This is a genomic window from Panacibacter microcysteis (genome assembly GCF_015831355.1).
Lineage (GTDB): Bacteria > Bacteroidota > Bacteroidia > Chitinophagales > Chitinophagaceae > Panacibacter > Panacibacter microcysteis.
Window position 1 is genome coordinate 341,242 of record NZ_JADWYR010000002.1, and the last position, 17,803, is coordinate 359,044.

At 41.6% G+C, this 17,803-nt stretch carries 12 protein-coding genes and 1 tRNA gene; 10 read left to right on the forward strand and 3 right to left on the reverse strand.

Annotated elements, in window-relative coordinates:
- Positions 1–73: 73 nt before the first annotated feature.
- Positions 74–3,223, reverse strand: coding sequence for a protein translocase subunit SecDF (gene secDF / locus I5907_RS13380; protein WP_196991321.1), 3,150 nt, complete (start codon positions 3,221–3,223; stop codon positions 74–76).
- 528 nt (positions 3,224–3,751) lie between these two features.
- On the opposite strand from secDF, the gene accD reads away from it, so the two are divergent.
- The 3 genes from accD to smpB all read left to right on the forward strand — a co-directional run bounded on the left by accD (position 3,752) and on the right by smpB (position 6,433).
- Entirely contained in the window at positions 3,752–4,684 is a 933-nt protein-coding gene (gene accD / locus I5907_RS13385; protein WP_196991322.1) for an acetyl-CoA carboxylase, carboxyltransferase subunit beta, read from the forward strand.
- A 429-nt stretch (positions 4,685–5,113) separates the two neighbouring features.
- Positions 5,114–5,830 carry a hypothetical protein gene (locus tag I5907_RS13390; protein ID WP_196991323.1) on the forward strand — a complete coding sequence of 239 codons (717 nt, stop codon included), beginning with the start codon at positions 5,114–5,116 and terminating at the stop codon, positions 5,828–5,830.
- Positions 5,831–5,992: 162 nt separating this feature from the next.
- Positions 5,993–6,433, forward strand: coding sequence for an SsrA-binding protein SmpB (gene smpB, locus I5907_RS13395; protein WP_196991324.1), 441 nt, complete (start codon positions 5,993–5,995; stop codon positions 6,431–6,433).
- Positions 6,434–6,467: 34 nt separating this feature from the next.
- On the opposite strand, the gene I5907_RS13400 is transcribed toward smpB, so the two are convergent.
- Both I5907_RS13400 and I5907_RS13405 read right to left on the reverse strand, forming a co-directional pair.
- Positions 6,468–6,863: a hypothetical protein gene (locus I5907_RS13400; protein WP_196991325.1), complete on the reverse strand. Its 396-nt coding sequence runs from the start codon at positions 6,861–6,863 to the stop codon at positions 6,468–6,470.
- 42 nt (positions 6,864–6,905) lie between these two features.
- A tRNA-Cys gene (locus tag I5907_RS13405) sits at positions 6,906–6,976 on the reverse strand.
- Between the two features lie 236 nt (positions 6,977–7,212).
- Here I5907_RS13405 and I5907_RS13410 point away from each other — a divergent pair.
- The 7 genes from I5907_RS13410 (at position 7,213) to I5907_RS13440 (ending at position 17,736) form a co-directional block, all read left to right on the forward strand.
- Positions 7,213–8,088, forward strand: coding sequence for a nucleoside phosphorylase (locus tag I5907_RS13410; RefSeq protein ID WP_196991326.1), 876 nt, complete (start codon positions 7,213–7,215; stop codon positions 8,086–8,088).
- Positions 8,089–8,151: 63 nt separating this feature from the next.
- The gene (gene dapF, locus I5907_RS13415; RefSeq protein WP_196991327.1) at positions 8,152–8,931 is read left to right on the forward strand and encodes a diaminopimelate epimerase; all 780 of its coding nucleotides are present in this window, start codon (positions 8,152–8,154) and stop codon (positions 8,929–8,931) included.
- An 86-nt stretch (positions 8,932–9,017) separates the two neighbouring features.
- Positions 9,018–9,956: a magnesium transporter CorA family protein gene (locus tag I5907_RS13420; RefSeq protein ID WP_196991328.1), complete on the forward strand. Its 939-nt coding sequence runs from the start codon at positions 9,018–9,020 to the stop codon at positions 9,954–9,956.
- Between the two features lie 271 nt (positions 9,957–10,227).
- The gene (locus I5907_RS13425) at positions 10,228–10,605 is read left to right on the forward strand and encodes a hypothetical protein (protein ID WP_196991329.1); all 378 of its coding nucleotides are present in this window, start codon (positions 10,228–10,230) and stop codon (positions 10,603–10,605) included.
- Between the two features lie 156 nt (positions 10,606–10,761).
- Positions 10,762–11,286, forward strand: a complete 525-nt coding sequence (locus I5907_RS13430) for a hypothetical protein (protein ID WP_196991330.1) — start codon at positions 10,762–10,764, stop codon at positions 11,284–11,286.
- Positions 11,287–11,475: 189 nt separating this feature from the next.
- Positions 11,476–14,457 (forward strand): T9SS type A sorting domain-containing protein, encoded by a 2,982-nt coding sequence (locus I5907_RS13435; RefSeq protein ID WP_196991331.1) that lies wholly within the window; start codon positions 11,476–11,478, stop codon positions 14,455–14,457.
- Between the two features lie 366 nt (positions 14,458–14,823).
- Entirely contained in the window at positions 14,824–17,736 is a 2,913-nt protein-coding gene (locus I5907_RS13440) for a hypothetical protein (protein WP_196991332.1), read from the forward strand.
- Positions 17,737–17,803: the final 67 nt, after the last annotated feature.

The window sequence follows — 17,803 nt, forward strand, 5'->3', positions numbered from 1 at the left end:
AGTAAAAGCCGGGTTCAAAAATAAGAAAGCCTCATCGCAAGATGAGGCTTTCTTTTATGAAAGACGAATTGTTTTATTTTGTTTTGATGACAACAGGTTTTTCAGCTTTGGCCTTTGCATCTTCTTCCTGTACACCAAGTGGCTTGTCTTTACCAAAGTCAACCAGGATAGGCGCTGCAACAAAAATGGAAGAATAAGTACCGGTGATAACACCAATCAACATAGCAAATGCAAAACCTTTGGTAACCTCACCTCCAAAAATAAACAATATAAGGATGGTAAGAAATACGGTAAGTGACGTCATGATTGTGCGGCTAAGCGTTTGATTGATGGCCGTGTTGATGATTGTTGCTTTATCTGTACCCTTCATCAGTCGTGAATCTTCCCGAATTCTGTCATATACGATTACGGTATCGTTCATAGAGAAACCGATAACGGTTAGTACCGCTGCAATGAAGTGCTGGTCTATTTCCAGCGGGAATGGTACAAGGTTGCGCGCAAAACTGAAAACAGCAAGTGTTACAAATACGTCGTGCAGCAAGGCTACAATGGTACCCATTGAATATCTCCAGTCGCGGAAACGGATGAAGATATATAAACAGATTACGATGATCGCGATAACAGTGGCCTTTGTAGCGCCACGTTTCAGGTCTTCGGAAATTGAAGGCAAGACTTTTTGAGAACTAACCAACGTCTTCGAATCTTTAAACTGGTTCAACGAAGTATTTGGCAAGAACTTTTGCAGGCCGGTGTACAGCTTTTCTACCACTACAGAATCCACATTGCTGCCGGTTTCTTTTATCTTGTAAGACGTGGTTATATTTAACTGGTCGCTGGTGTTAACTGTTTTAATGATAGGTGATTCTTCAAATGCTTTTTCAAGTTCCGTTCTAACTTCTTCTACGTTAGGAGCGGTTGCAAATTTTACCGTATAGCTACGGCCGCCTGAAAATTCAACACCTTCATCAAAACCATTGAAGAGCGCTGCTACGCCCAGTATAAGTACAACAAAAGAAATACCATAAGCAATCTTCCTGTATTCAATAAACTTAAACTGCGTGTGTTTAAATATTTTCTTTGAAATACCGGTAAAATATTCAAGGTGTCTTTTCTTGTTGGTAAACAACTCGGTGATCATTCTTGAAACAAGGATACCGCAGAATAAAGAAAGCACGATACCAAGCATCTGAGTAGTGGCAAACCCAAGTACAGGGCCAAGACCAAATACAAAGAGTATGAAGGCAGTTAAAAATGTTGTCACGTGTGCATCGAGCACCGGTGCGTAAGAACGTTTATAACCGTCTGCCACCGCAGTCTGGTAACCTTTGCCTTTTATAAGTTCTTCCTTGATTCTCTCGAATATTATAACGTTGGTGTCTACGGCCATACCAATGGTAAGAACCAAACCGGCAATACCCGGTGCGGTTAAGGTAAATCCAAACATAGCCAGGATGCCTATTGTAAAGAGGAGGTTGAGGATAAGTGCAATGTTTGCAACCCAGCCACCTGTATTATAGTACACAAGCATCAGGATAAAAATAACCACGAAAGAAATCAGGAACGCCATGGCGCCACCGGTTACAGCAGCGTCACCCAGGGTTGGACCTACAACCTGTTCTGCAACTATTTTTGCAGGTGCAGGCAACTTGCCCGATTGAAGAATGTCTGCAAGGTCTTTTGCTTCCTGCACAGTAAAGCGCCCGGATATCTGGGAGTTACCATTTGGAATGGCATTAATCACGTTTGGAGCACTGTATACAAAATTATCCAGAACGATAGCGATTGGTTTGCCAACGTTATCGGCAGTCATTTTAGCCCATATTCTTGTACCCACACCATCCATGTTCATGCTGATAGATGGCTTGCCTTTATCGTCAAAATCCTGTTTGGAGGTGCTGATGTTGTTACCTTCCAGTTTGGCCTGGCCATTGTCCAGTGTTTTGATAGCGTAAAGCGCCAGCCTGTCCTGCACTACACCTGTTTCGCTTTCTACGTTGCCGTACATGAAAACGAGGTTTGCAGGCAATTTGCCGGTAACCACTGCAGATCTTAAATACTCACCAAGTTGCGCAGTATCTCTTTTCAACACATAGCCAACGTATGGCGGAAAACGAACGGCACCTTTTTCATCCTGTTGACCCTGTGCTATGCCCGCAAACAAAGAGAAAATGGGGTTCTCAAGTGCCCTGATCTTTGCAGAATCAGTTGCTTTACCAGTTGTAGCGGTGTTGTTATTTGTGTCAGCAGTATTACCGGAGAGCGTGGCAGTTTTTGTTGTGTCGGTATTATTCTGCACAGTTGCAGTAGTATCCGGTACCGTTGCAACGGCTGTAGCCGTGTCAACAGTAGTATTGCCTTTTAAATAATCAGACATTGCTTTGTCTGCACTTTGTAAAGATTCGGCAACCTCGTTAATATTAAACACCTCGAAGAACTGGAGGTTAGCAGTAGACTGCAAATACTTACGTACTCTTTCAGGATCTTTAATACCTGCAAGTTCTACATTAATGATACCTTTTTCCGGATCAGGATTAATGGTTGGTGATGCAAGACCAAACCTGTCGATCCTGTTGCTGAGAATGCGGAAAGTATTGTTGAATGCATTACCGGCCTGCAGGCGCAGGTACGTAATTACTTCTTCATCGCTGGGGTCCAGCTTGGCTTTTGAGTTGTCTTTGCGCATGCTCTGCACAAACAAGGGTCCAAGCTTCGCACCGTTAGATGTTTTTTTGTATTCATCTGCAAACAGGGAAATCAGGTCACTGCCTGTGTTTGCTTTTCTTGCAACCGCATTATTGATCGCCGTATTAAAGGCAGGATTTTTAGAATAGTTGGCCAGCGAGCGGATCAAACCATCCAGGCCCACTTCCATCGTTACACTCATACCACCCTGCAGGTCGAGACCCAGTTTTAGTTCCTGGTCTTTTGCATATTTGTAAGTGGTAAGTCCAAACAGTCCAATCTTACTTTCTTCTGTGCTGTCAAGCAAACGTTGCAGGCGCTCTTTTTCCAGGTTGTCCAAAGAGTCTGCATATGCTGCGGCACGCTCTGCATCACCGGGGTATTTGGCAGAAGCTGGAGGGTAGTAAGATTTAACCCAGGCAGCCGCTTTTTCTTCCTGGGCTTTCTCATGGTTGCGTACCATCCATGTAAATGATAATTGATAGAGGCAGATAATGACAAGCAAGATGGTAAAGAACCGCACCAAACCTTTAAGTTGCATATAGTACTGGGTTTACAAAATTTTTGTGAGCGGCAAAGATAATGGTTTGATATGTAAATAGCACAGCAAAAAAAAGCCCTCTCAGACGCCATTTTACTAAAGAATAAGCCGGTTTATAATTGATTTTTAAGGTAATCAGATGCATTGCCTGCGTTACCCGTCTTATTTGTTTAAACTGGCAGTGCAAAAACCTTTTTTATTGTTGGCCCGGCATTCGTCATTATGGCATCACCTGTTGCGTCGCACTCTTGTGCAGCATATCATCAGGCAGCAGCTTCGCTGCAGTCTTCGTAAACCAAAACGACAATCATTATACAAATGCTCACGTGATTGTTGGCATTAGATTTTGCTGCAACGTTTATATAAGCTGTTATACAAGATTGCTCTTCCGGCATCATATATACCTGGCTGGCAGTCAGGCTATAACCGGCTTTGACGCTTTCCCCAAAAGCCTGATCCTAAATTATTTTTATGAAAAAACTCGTAATTGGTTAAACTCCTTATTTTTGTCTCCTTCAAAAAGCCTTTATGACAACAAAAAAGGAAGAGGATTTTGAGAACAATCTTTCAGGAAATGAGGCAGCAGCATCGAACGTTCAGCATGGCGAGCCCAGACAAAAGTGGTATAAGCGCTTACGAAAAGGAATTACAACATCTACTGCAGACAAAAAAGAAACACCGGAAGGTCTTTGGAACAAATGCCCCGAGTGTAACTATATAACCACAACAACAGAATTGCAGGAAAACCTTTTTGTTTGTCCAAAATGCAATTACCACCACCGCATCAGCAGCGAAGATTATTTCGACATTCTTTTCGACAACAGGGAATATGATATTATGTATGATAATATCGTAAGTAAAGACTTTTTAGGTTTTACTGACCTAAAGCCATATCAAAAAAGACTGGACGAAATACATGCTAAAACAGATTTAAAAGATAGTATGCGCGTGGCTGTTGGTAAAGTAAACGGCCAGGAACTGGTGGTTGCCTGTATGGATTTTGAATTTATTGGCGGATCACTCGGCAGCGTTATGGGAGAGAAGTTTAGCCGTGCTGTGGACTATTGTCTTGAGCACAAACTGCCTTATCTCGTGATTAGCAAAAGCGGCGGCGCACGTATGATGGAAAGTGCTTTTAGCCTGATGCAACTTGCAAAGACAAGCGGAAAACTGGCACAACTAAGTGAAGCCCGCCTGCCGTATATTTCATTACTTACAGACCCTACTTTTGGCGGAATTTCTGCAAGTTTTGGTATGCTGGGAGATATGAATATTGCAGAGCCTGGCGCGTTGATAGGTTTTGCTGGCCCGCGTGTAATTAAAGAAACAATAAAGAAAGATCTGCCACCGGGTTTTCAAAGAAGCGAGTTTTTACTGGAGCACGGATTTCTTGATTTTATCATCGACAGAAAAAAATTGAAAGACAGGCTTTCTCAGTTGATTGTGCTGCTAAGGAATTAACTCTATATTCATCATGAACCCAACCCGTTATTTACTTACACTTACATAATGTGTAATTTTTTTTGTTGCAAATACGCTGGAAACATATGAGATAACAGATAGTGAAACTAAGGTCATCACACATGGCAAATCGGATAATTATGTTTCCCGGGGTAATGCAAACAACATTACAAAAAGAATATCTCTAAGCTTTGCTGAACGCGATAACTGTTACCACTTTCTTACCGATAGCAACTTTAAAGTACTGCGTAGATACATTTCTCTAATAACATCTTATGACAGAGGCTACGACGTAATTGCTCAAAAAAGTAATAACGATACTTTCTACAATTATTTGAGAAAACCAGGTTCTAATACTGTGTATATGATTGGGAGCGCACTTTCAAATCTTTCAAAGTTATTTCAAAAGACAAAAATACTGACCTGGAAATGGCCAGATCGAAAGCCAAATTATACCCTGGCACCGGTAACGAGTTTTATATTACACTCGATGATGCACTTAAATACACTGTATTGCTGTCTATCAATTATGAGGGTGGGTCAGCCACAACCAAAGTTTTGTATAAACAAAATTTTTATTGTAACCAGGTGGTCAATGTAAATAGCTTACAGCACAACTCCTATCTTTTTGAGGGAAAACTTTTCCAATTGACTTTTTGTCCAAATGATATGCTTATTGAAATTAAAAACGTTGCAACCGATTCTGCGCTAGTGTCTTTTCATGCATCAAAAGATTCAATTATTGCGTTTGCAAGTACAGAAATAAGTAAAAATGAAGTATCATCCAGGCCGCCAAATATTATATGGAGCTTAAAGTATAATAGTAATACCTCAAACAAGAAAGATTTACGTGCAAAAGATTTTTTCAGGGCCATCAATGCACATGAACTATCACTAACAGCGGAAAGGGTGGGAGATAAAGTTGTTTTGAAGATAGGAGAATCTCATGAAAATTCTGTTAGCAAAAGTGGATGTTATGCGCCTGGCGGGTTTAGCGGAGGCGGTGGTTTCAGCGGCAGGGTTTATGTGTTGCCATCATATTCTTTTCATGCACAATCTGAGACTTTTTTCAAGACCATAATGAAGACTCCGGAATCGCCCATTATTTTATTTCAGGATGTTATGACCCAAAATCCGATAAACTAAAAAATTTTGACAACAATGCTATTAGTGTAGCGACCGCTATAAGCATATTCAGCATGAGTAATAAGCTATATTATCTTTTTTGGTCAACAGCCGGCAATAAGCTTGCTGTTGCAGAATTTGATTGATTAATTCAGACTATTTTTGCAGGCTCACACAGACGCTATGGCAAAGGAAATGAACAACAGGCAAGCTTACTACAATTACTACATCGATGATAAATATGTGGCAGGTATGGTTTTGCTCGGTACAGAAGTAAAATCAATAAGAGATGGTAAAGTGAGTTTTAATGATGCTTATTGTATGTTTGATGATAATGAGTTATGGGTACGGGGTCTTTACATTGCGGAATATTCTCATGGTACGGTAAATAATCATATTGCAGTACATGACCGGAAGCTGCTTTTGACCAAAAGAGAACTTAAAAAACTACAGACTAAAATCAAAGAGAAGGGCTTTACAATCATTCCGCTTAAAGTATTCTTCAACGATAAAAGCCTTGTAAAGCTGGAAATTGGTCTTGGCCGCGGAAAAAAACTACATGATAAGCGCGAAACCATTAAAGAGCGCGATACACAAAAAGAAATTAAAAGATACCTGAAATAATCAGCGAAGATGGTTGATAAGAAGGGTGACCTTGCTATGATTTTTCATTCATCACATCCATCTTTGGTAGTAATGTCATGGCCTGTATAACAATGGCTGCAAGCATTAGAAGGTAAAGTCCGGCCTTTTTTTCCGGGCATTCTCCCAGTATACAACTGCCTAATAAAAGGTAATTTCTAAGCGCCCATGCAAGATTGATTGCAGCAATAAAAACGTTGGTCCGTTTAGCCCAGATTTTCGGCACCGCAAAGAAGATAAGGCATATTACAGACAATATCACATTCAGGTATCCCGGTTTACCGAAGTTTGTACCTTCTGCGCTAAAGCCGGTTACTGTTATCTGTTTGCTCGCAATAAATGTAAATGGCATAAAACAAATACCTATTAATGCCAGTACTGCGAGGATGCCTATCAGTTGAGAGTGTTTCATACAAAATAAAAGGATCATCAGCGTGATCCTTTTTGTTTTTAGAGGTCCCGAGCAGATTCGAACTGCTGTAGAAGCTTTTGCAGAGCTCTGCCTAGCCACTCGGCCACGGAACCATTTTTTTCAGGCTGCGAAAATAGGGTATTTTTGAAAACCAAGTGCAGAAATAAGTGGCTGAATATTTTTGAAAATGCTAAAACACATTATTTTCTAACGCTTTAGCGACCGATATTTTTGCAACTTAAGGCATGCAGTATCGTTGTTGCCAACAGCTATGGTGTACAAGAGTGCGACGCAACAGCAGCTTAATAATTGCACTGCCGCCGGCTTCATAAAAATAAAATGTCTGACCATGCACAAAATTGAATCGTCTGAGCTGATCATTAATAACCGGGGCGCTATTTATCACCTGGATGTAAGGCCCGAAGAGCTGGCTGAAACGGTCATTACTGTGGGAGACCCGGGGCGTGTGGAACAGGTAAGTAAACATTTTGATAAGGTGGAACACAGGCTACAGCACAGGGAATTTATAACACATACAGGCTACCTTGGCAGGAAGCGGATATCTGTTGTATCAACAGGTATAGGTCCTGATAATATTGATATTGTTATGAATGAACTGGATGCGCTGGTAAATATTGATTTCGATGAAAGAACTGTAAAAAGGGAACTGAGCACTCTTACCGTTATAAGACTTGGTACCAGTGGCGCTTTGCAGGCAGATATACCTGTTGACAGCTATGTGGCGGGTACGCATGGCCTGGGAATAGATAACCTTCTGAATTATTACAAGCACAGTAACAATGAAGAAGAGAAAATACTGCTTCAGCAATTTGCAGCACACACACAACTGGACAACAATTTTTCTCACCCATATATTGCTACGGCGTCTGCTGCAGTAATCAAACATTTTGTTGAAGGGTTTCATCATGGCATTACCGTTACGTGCCCGGGGTTTTATGGCCCGCAAGGCAGGGTTTTGCGTCTTGGGCTTACCAATCCTCAACTGGTGGACCGGCTGACGCAGTTTTATTATGGCAACCATCGTATCACCAATTTTGAAATGGAAACAAGCGCTATTTATGGCCTGGGTAAATTGCTCGGTCACCACTGCCTGAGCGCTAATGTAATTGTGGCAAACCGTGTAAGCAAGACATTTACCAAAGATGGGGCCGCTGCAGTAGAAGGTTTAATCACTAAAGCCCTTGGCATAATTGAGCACATATAAATACATTGATCTGCGTTATTCATTCATGCAGTTGTAACTTGCGCAATCAACAGAAAAGTTAATATGAAAATTGTTTTTTATAAATACCAGGGCACAGGCAATGACTTTATCATTATAGACAACAGGAATAACAGTCTTTCACTTACCACCGCACAGGTAAAAAAAATGTGCGACCGCCGTTTTGGAATAGGTGCCGATGGCCTTATGCTGCTCGATGCAGCGCCGGGCTATGATTTCAAAATGGTGTATTATAACGCCGACGGCAAGGAGAGCACCATGTGTGGTAATGGAGGTCGTTGTCTTGTAAAATTTGCACACCATAGCGGCATTAAAAAAAGTAAATATCTTTTTATAGCGGTAGACGGCGCACATGAAGCCACTGTTGAAGACAATGGATGGGTATATCTTAAAATGAAAAATGTAAAAGGCATTGAAAAGCATTTTGCAGATGCTATCTTGGATACCGGCTCACCGCATTATGTAAAAAACATAGATAACCTGGCAACCTATGATGTGGTGCGTTATGGAAAAGAAATAAGGAACAGCGAAAGCTTTAAAAAGAATGGCATCAATGTAAACTTTGTAGAGCAGCAGGACCGTTCCATTTTTGTAAGAACTTTTGAACGGGGTGTAGAAGATGAAACGCTGAGCTGTGGTACAGGGGTTACGGCAGCTGCACTTGTATATGCACACAATGACAATGGATTTAACCGCGTAGAAATAAAAACACTTGGCGGCAACCTGGCTGTAGAGTTTGATAAAAGAAGCGATGATACCTTTGAAAATGTATGGCTTTGCGGCCCGGCAGATTTTGTTTTTAAAGGAGATATAGAGGTTGCTTAGTACTGCATCGTAGTTGTAATAATAAATTGTGCTTAACTTTCTTATAATCTAAAGTCTTTCTTTCAAGCCCCTATCTTTGCCGCGCTTTGATACAGTACTTCAAAAATATCAACAACCAGACGGTAGCCATAAATAAACCTGAAAACGGTATATGGGTTAATCTTGTGCCACCATTAAAAGATGAAGAGTTTGATGAGTTAAGTGAAGTACTGGAAATACCAATCGGATTTTTGAGAGACTCGCTGGATATAGATGAGAGACCGCGCTACGAAATTGAAGACAATGTAAAATTCGTTGTCATTAAAACCCCTGCAGAGAATAACTCTTTTAACGATAGTGATGCTTATTATATCACCATACCTATCTGCATAATCTTAACGCATAACCATATTGTTACCGTTAACTCATTCGACAACGGAGCCATAAAAAAATTCCTGAATACTTTCGAAAAACGCCATCCGGATAAACGCAGCATGATGGTCTTAAAGATCTTTGAGAAAGTGGTACAGAATTTCATGGAGTTTTTAAAAGAGATCAACCATAACCGCAACCTATACGAACAAAAGCTGTACGATAGTAACCGCAATGAAGAATTGCTCAACCTCATGCGCATTCAAAAAAGCCTTGTATACTTTGTTACCGCCCTGCGCAGTAATGAACTTATGATGCTAAAAATGGAGCGCACAAATTTTCTCGGTCTTAATGAAGAAGAAAGAGAATTCTTAACCGACCTTATAGTAGACACCAGCCAGGCGCTCGAAATGGCCAACGTTTATACCAATATCCTCAGCAGCACCATGGATGCATTTGCCAGCATCATCAGCAACAACCTGAATAATGTAATGAAGCGGCTTACATCCATTACCATTGTGCTTATGCTTCCAACACTCATCACCAGTATCTATGGTATGAACGTAGACATACCTTACCAGCATACGCAGCATGCGTTTTACATTCCTGTTATTCTATCACTTTGTGTGTCTGTAATTATAGCCTGGTACTTTATGAAGAAGAAGTGGTTCTGATGCCGTTTTTTTTATCATTGTCCGGGCAATAGTACAGGTGGCATCGCCTGTTGTGTCACTCACTTTATCGTCCCTTTTTCATGGCAGCAGTGTACAACCCTCTTACTGTTTTTTATCCGCGTGTTTAATGCCATCTTTCACTCAGCTGATATAAATTGTATTTAATCTTTTTTTCCTTTTACTACATGATCAATATCAGTTTCAGATGTTGCGGTAATTAGTTTTTTTCAGTGCCTGTCTTTTGAAATTTGTGCAACAAAAATCAACTTTTATGCAGCATACAATACAGGCATTTGAAAGAGATCACAATGGTATTCCGCTTATCAATAATGCAACAACCGGTTCACGCAATGTCCTTGCACGTTTTATAAACTGGTGTGCAACACAGGACAAAAGCCGCATGCTATGGCTTGGTCTTGCATATATGGGCCTTATAGGAATGGCATTGCCTTGTACGCTGTTTGCAATCATCTTCCTTGGCGGCAATAATTTCACGCTCATTGTTGTTGCGGCAGTCATTAATGTGCCTGTATTGGCATTAAACCTGGCAGCACAAAGCACGAAGATTACCTTACCTGCTTTATTCTTTGCGCTAGTGGCAGACGTTGCTATCATACTTTATAGTGTTGTCTATTTTTTATATCATTGAGTAACTTGATGTTTTGACTAAAGCCGGTAATTCTTTACCGGCTTTTCTGTTTTCGGAAAGTATTGGAAAACCTGCTGCAATAAAAGCTGCCTGCAGAAAGCATATTTCATAGCGTAAAGTATTTACATTTATGCAACTGCATTAAAAATAACTGCTATGCAAAAAGCGTGGATAATATTTGTTGTAATGCTGCTTTTTGCTTGCAGCAACAAAAAAGACTTTACACCTGTTTTTAATGTACCGGCAGAGTTTGTGCCTGTTATAGATAGTTTTGAAGCGGCCGCAATGCAGCGTGGTTATAACATCACTGTAAACAATCTCATTATACAATACGACTCCACGCTCGAAAACAGTTATTGCGCCAATGCAAACATTACTGCTTCATCCAACGATGTACAAAAGATCATTGCTTTAAACGCAAACATAAAATGTTGGCTAAACAGCCGGCAGCTGGAAACACTTATATTTCACGAAATGGGGCATTGTATTCTCGGCAGGGAACATGATGAATCACGCCTTCCAAACGGAAATCCCAAAAGCATCATGTGCACGGGTAATATAGCTCTGTATGCACCATGCGCGTATCCCGTAAATGATTCATGCAACCAATATTATAAGCGTAACTATTATCTAGACGAGTTGTTTAATGCTTCCACACCTGTACCAGACTGGGGCAAGTAAACCCGGTTCATTCCCTGGCACTTTCACAGGTACATTAAAACAAGCAAGTGTTTGTTTTTGAGCGGTTTTCATGCAATTAAAATTCCTTAAGCTTCCGGTTAAACAACAAGGATTTTATATATTTGTTTTTAATAATCCGTCATATCCTCTCAAAGACGTAATCCGAACTTGAAAACAACTGCATCGACTATGAAAACAATCAACGTTTTCCTCCTTCTGTTATGCCTGTGCAATGTCCGGCAGGTTTATGCCCAGGCCATAATATACAAACATGATTTTGGAAATGTAAACATTACTACTCACCCCTATACAGTAGCACCATCTATATTAAATCCTAATCTAAATACTTCCTCATGGAGCAACAGCATCGGCACCTGGACTTCAGGTACCGGCGCAACGGGCAGATCTATAGTAATGTCAAACTCTACGGGTACGCCAACTGTTACGCTTACATTCAACGTCGCTTTAGGTTATGCTGTATCCATTACTTCCTTTAATTTTTGGAGAGAACGCGGCAATTCCGGCGCTACGCAGTGGACGATGAGCGTTAATGGAACTTCCGCAGGCACAGGTACTATACCGCAGGCGCCGGGATCTTATATAGGTAATAAGGCAATTGTTGGAGACCCCTTCCTGAATCTTACGGGTACCGTTACAGTAACGTTGTCGCTTTCTGGCGCAGCAGGAGTAAGTTCACCGGCCTTTTCACTGGATGATTTTACGCTTTATGGCATTGTTACAAACATTACCGCAGGTACCCAGAACCGCATTTTCAGAACAGTAGCCAGTGGTAGCTGGAAAGATCTTACCACCTGGGAATCGGCACCTACAAGCAACCCCACGAATTTTAGTCCGGCAACAACAATCCCCAGCTCTGGAGCAGCATCCATTACTATCAGGTCCGGTCATATAGTTACAACAGATATCGTGGCTTCGGCAAAAGTGCTTACAGTAGAGAACGGCGCAACACTCAATCAGAATTCGCCCTTATTTATCATACAGAATAACGTCACCCTCCCTTCTTTTGTCGTTAGCGGAACCCTTATTTTAAATGGTGCGGTTCCGGATGTGAGGGGTACCAATGCCGCGTTAAACCGTATGGAAGTAAACGGCGTAGTGAGAGTGGATGCTGTTGGCAGCGAAGGGTTAGCAAATAATAATCCCAGGGTAACCTTCAATTCGGGATCTGTGTTTCAATGGAATACACCAGAAATACCTGAAACCGCACAAACAGGATTGATGACCTATTTTCCAAATGCTACGGGATTAAAATTTCGCATATCTGCCAATCTAGACGGGTTAGGCGTTACAGGCCCGGGCATTACCCAGTTTAATGCCAAAATGGAAGTGGATAATGGCATAACGGTTAAACTGATCAGGAATGGTGATAAAATATTCAGGGATGGTTTGGGAGGTGCCGGAACCATTATACACCAAAGTTTGAACGGCGGAGCGATTTCAAACTGCGGTCCAATAAAAGTGGGTGTTTCAGGAAGCCCCGCGGTTATAGATGGAACCGTAAATATTATTGTTCAGCAAACAACCAACAATGATATAGATATGGCGGGTAATGTAACTATTTCCGGTTCGCCCACCATCACTGTAGGTCAAACGTTTTTCGGATTTCCTGACAACGCCAATTTTACTATCTCCGGTAACCTGTTGAACAATGGGAGTATTCCTGTTGATCTTACAAATGGCAGCCTTACATTTAGTGGTAACGGGAAATTAATTACCGCAAGTACAAACACCTTTAAACCCGGTGGAACTGTAACAGGCATTAAAGTACTTAGTACACTGTCCAATGCTGCTGTCGGCGTACTGAAATTTGCCAGTGGTTTTAATACCGTCAACTCAATAACGATGGGTGATAAAAGTGCACCCACCAGTACAAGTGCAAGACTTGTGTTTGGGCATGACGTGAATGTTGAAAACAACATCAACCTGTACCAGGGCATTATTGTTACCGATGATAAACTACTGACATGGAATAATAGCGGCGGCATAATTGATATGCCTGCAACATATACAAACAGTTTTATTGCCACCTGTAATCAAACAGGCCAGGCACTTGGTATTGCTGGTGTAAATGCAACTACAACTACTGCTTTTACAGGTAACTCAGGATTTCGTATTAAAAATGTAAAAGGTTTCTTCTATTCCAGGTTTCCCGTGGCTGCGGATTTTTCACGACCTAATAAGATAGAAATTAATCCCGGTAATAACACACCCACTGATATAACAGTAGTAGTGGGCAAAGGAGACATCCTTTCCACGCCGCAGCCAAGGGTAAACAGAATATGGTATGTGCATGCCTCTAACCAGGCAAATGTGGCGCAGAGTGGTATCAGATTGTACTTTACAAAGCATGACTGGAACAGCCTTGCTTTTGGCATCCAGGATGAAGTTGAAGACGGTTTTATACCGACGCAGGTATATGTGGGAAGAAAAGATTATTTGGCAACCAATTTTTTGAACAACAGGTCAGTTACGCCAAGAAATATTGGCGCTTTAGATGGTTTAGAAGGGTATGCTGAGTATATTCTCAATACAGGAATTGGATCTTCCGTGCCAGCCTACTATAAATTCAGCGCTGGTAATTTTGCAACAATCATATTGCCAGTGACCATAACCAACTTCCATGCTTACCAGAAAAATAACAATGTAGTGTTAGGATGGACGGCAGTAAATGAAACAAATGTTGATTATTACGAGGTGGAGCATTCGGCAGATGGTATTAACTTTTTGCCGCTACAACAGGTAAATGCATTGAACAACGGAAAAAATCAAAATGATTATACCTGTGCACATCAGCAACCGCAAAGTGGCAGGCATTATTACCGGTTAAAGTTTGTAGACAACGACGGCACCGCAAAATATTCCGGGATTGCAACTGTTGATATTGAACCTGGCGGCAAAGCAATCCGTGTTTATCCTAATCCTGTTGAGAACAGGCAACTGAATATTCAGCTAAATGATATTGCAGCCGGAACATACAGTGTTGTATTTTATGACATGAATGGCAACCTGATTTATACTGCTTTTATAGCCCACGCAGGAGGCTCAGGAAATTATAGTGTGCACGTACCGGCAAGATTTATAACCGGGACTTATACACTTTCCATTAGAACACGGGAGCAGCAATTCAGGCAGGTAATTTTGATCCGTTAAACAGCGCATTACTGCCTATTTTGTTTCGCAATTTTAAGTTTTGAACTATACTTTGTAAAGATGATGACTAACCCGCCTGCAGGCGGTTGTTACTGTCATGTGCCATCAAACACTTCCTAATTTATTCTTATCGATAAATTCTTGGTAATAACACCCGGAAACCGAAACCGGATCGCCAAAGATGCCATACGTTATACAGTTGAAGTGATTGCGATGCAACCGGGATGCCATGAAATACAATTGCCGGTATCAAATACCCTCCAGGTATGAAAAACAAAAGGGCCATTTTTAATTAATACATATAACAGTTTTATATAATTTAGTCTGACTGGCAGTATCTTTTAACTGCAAAATAACCCTAATATTATGAAAACTCGTTGTGTTTTGCTTGCATTGTTTGTTGTTAATTTTCAAACGTTGTATAGTCAAATCTGGAGCAACCCGATAACAGGTAGTAACCCCAATACTGTAAATCCATACACAGCCGGCGACAATGTAGTAGCCAACTTATCAGTGTCGGGCATTGGAAGAAGTGCGGGAATAGCCGGTGCCAATGCTAATAACCGCTACAACGCCAACAACTGGGGTACGGGGACAAGTATAGATCTCACTAAATATTTTTCATTTACCCTTACACCATCTGCCGGTTACGAGATGGGACTTAATGACCTGATCATTAACCTGCAGACATCCAGTACAGGACCGTTATCTTTCTCGCTGCGTAGCAGTTTAGATGGTTATACTACCGATATTGGAACCTTTACCAATGCCGGCGGCTCCACCACGAATTTTAGCATAGATCTTACCGCTACACTTTTCCAGGATTTGACCGCACCGGTTAGCTTCAGGCTTTACGGCTGGAATGCATCTGGCACAACAGGTGGTTGCAGTATAAATGATTTTGAGTTTAATGGGTATGTGGTACCTGTTGGAACAATAACACTCAATACATATTATTTCAGATCGAAGAGCTCCGGCAACTGGAGTGATGCTGCATCGTGGGAGGCTTCTGCGAATAACATTATTTATTCAACCAGTAAAAGGGTACCAGATGAGAATGCAGCCGGTGTCTTTATCGAAAATGGCCATACCATTACTATCAACACGGCTGCTAAATCTTCGAACCTGGTCATTAATAATGGCGGTGTTTTAAATCACCAGTTGAACAAAACACTGACGATTTATAATGGCTCCAATGCTTACGATTTTGTTGTGAACGGAACCTATGTTTTAAATGGAACGCAAACCTTATTTAATACAGGAGCACGCGGCCTTGTGAATAGTCTTGTACGGGCAGACGATAACACTACCGGGCAGAGCGATGATTTTGCAAGAAATACCAATGTTGATTTTGCCGGTGGTTCAGTGTTTCAATGGAACTCAACCAACATTTTTACTTCCGGTAATGCAATATATTTCCCGAATGCAGCGGCGGGAACAGCAGCCATCTTCAGGGTTACCAAAACAACCGGAAACATTGGAGCTGCTGCGGCCACAACCTTTAATGGTAAGTTTGAAGTACAGGGCGCCGGGGTATCCGTCAATTTTACCAATGCAGGTACCAAGACTTTCAGGGATGGGATGGGAGGCAACGGAACAATTACAAGGGCTTCATCCTGTGGTACTTTTACGATTACCGGTAATACTGCGGTTATTGACGGGAGCATAACTTTAAACCTGAATAAAGGTGTTTCAGCAAACGACTTCACTATCTCTTCTGCAGCGTCGGTTACCATAAGCGGATCACCCACCATAAATGTTGGAACCGCGGTTGCTACGGGTGCAATCCTCAACGTTGCAGGCATCCTTGACCATAAAGGATCGGTAAGCATTGCATTAAATTACGGTAGCCTTACAGTAGCCGGTAAAATAGGCGGTACCGGTAATTTTACCTGCAGCAGCAGCAACACGGATATTACAATAGCCAGGACTGCAGCAGGCACTGCAGGTACATTAACATTGTCGCCCACCGCTAATACTATCAAAAATCTGACGATGAATGCATTGGGAGCAGGTGGAAATATTGCCCTTGGAGGATCGATGAATATCAATGGTACTTTCAATCTTATGAAAGGTGTAGTTATTACGGGTGCAAATCTTTTGACTGTTAACAGTGGTGCCACAATAACTTATCCGTCATCTCCATACGACAGTTTTGTGGCAACATGTGACGCCGGAGGAAACCCCCTTACGGCAGCAGGTCTTAGTGCTACTACAAATACAACATTTGCCGGAAATGTTGGTTTTAGAATGATGGATGTGAAAGGATTTGCCTATACGGTGTTCCCTGTTGGGCCAGACCTTGCCAGGCCAAACAGGATGGCGATCAATCCGCAAAACGCTGCTGGTACAGCTATAACGGTAGTGGTAGGAAAGGGTGACATACTGAATACGGCCCAGCCTAAAGTGAGCAGGATCTGGTATGTGCATGCATCCAATACTGCAACCGTAATGAGTAGCGGTGTGAGGCTTTATTTTACCAAGTACGACTGGAACAGCTTTCATTTCGGTTCTGCGCAGGATGAGATAGAAGATGGATTTATTCCTTCTGCGGTTTTTGTTGGCCGTAAGGATTATACAGACCTGGAACATCTTACGCACCGCTCTTTTGCTAAAGATATTGGCGTACTAAATGGAGCGGAGGACTATGCAGAGTATGCAGTTAACGCGGGTTCATCTGTGCCTGCGTATTATAAGTTCAGCGCCGGAAACTTTGAGACAATAGTGCTGCCGCTTCAGGTAAGCAGGATAAAAGCTTCCGTGGAAAACGGAACTGCAGTGATAGAATGGTTAATGACAGATGAAACGAACGTACAGAAATATGTTGTGGAACGTTCTGCAAACGGCCATAATTTTTCGGGTATTGCCCAGCTTGCCGCAAATGCTGTTGTTGCACCTGCAGGAACTTATGCGACTACTGACCATTTTCCGCTGCAGGGAAAAAATTACTATCGTATAAAAATCATAACACGGGATGGAAAAATAAGTTATAGCGCCGTTGTGGTGCTGGATATCAATACGGGTAGTTCTCGGGTTGTAATGCTTCAAAATCCTGTCAAAAATCACTTATTAAATATCAGGTTTTCAACCATTCCTGCCGGAAAGATTCATCTTTCGCTGAATGATCTGAATGGTAATCCTGTTTTCCGGCATATCATTTACCAGCTTCCTGCCTCAGGGCCGGAATCAGTTGTACTACCTTCTGCCTTGCATGGTCTTTATATTCTTCGGATCGGTTACGAAAACAGGTTCTCGAGCTACAAAGTACTGGTTGAATAAATGCGCGACTCTTTTACGGATTTTATAATGTCATATATTTTTTTTTATTATTAATTTAGATTTTTAT

What these genes read in the sequence shown, in the direction of transcription:
- secDF (WP_196991321.1), bottom strand. Translation starts at nt 3,223, where the DNA reads ATGCAACTTAAAGGTTTGGTGCGGTTCTTTACCATCTTGCTTGTCATT.
- accD (WP_196991322.1), top strand. Translation starts at nt 3,752, where the DNA reads ATGACAACAAAAAAGGAAGAGGATTTTGAGAACAATCTTTCAGGAAAT.
- I5907_RS13390 (WP_196991323.1), top strand. Translation starts at nt 5,114, where the DNA reads ATGGCCAGATCGAAAGCCAAATTATACCCTGGCACCGGTAACGAGTTT.
- smpB (WP_196991324.1), top strand. Translation starts at nt 5,993, where the DNA reads ATGGCAAAGGAAATGAACAACAGGCAAGCTTACTACAATTACTACATC.
- I5907_RS13400 (WP_196991325.1), bottom strand. Translation starts at nt 6,863, where the DNA reads ATGAAACACTCTCAACTGATAGGCATCCTCGCAGTACTGGCATTAATA.
- I5907_RS13410 (WP_196991326.1), top strand. Translation starts at nt 7,213, where the DNA reads ATGCACAAAATTGAATCGTCTGAGCTGATCATTAATAACCGGGGCGCT.
- dapF (WP_196991327.1), top strand. Translation starts at nt 8,152, where the DNA reads ATGAAAATTGTTTTTTATAAATACCAGGGCACAGGCAATGACTTTATC.
- I5907_RS13425 (WP_196991329.1), top strand. Translation starts at nt 10,228, where the DNA reads ATGCAGCATACAATACAGGCATTTGAAAGAGATCACAATGGTATTCCG.
- I5907_RS13430 (WP_196991330.1), top strand. Translation starts at nt 10,762, where the DNA reads ATGCAAAAAGCGTGGATAATATTTGTTGTAATGCTGCTTTTTGCTTGC.
- I5907_RS13435 (WP_196991331.1), top strand. Translation starts at nt 11,476, where the DNA reads ATGAAAACAATCAACGTTTTCCTCCTTCTGTTATGCCTGTGCAATGTC.
- I5907_RS13440 (WP_196991332.1), top strand. Translation starts at nt 14,824, where the DNA reads ATGAAAACTCGTTGTGTTTTGCTTGCATTGTTTGTTGTTAATTTTCAA.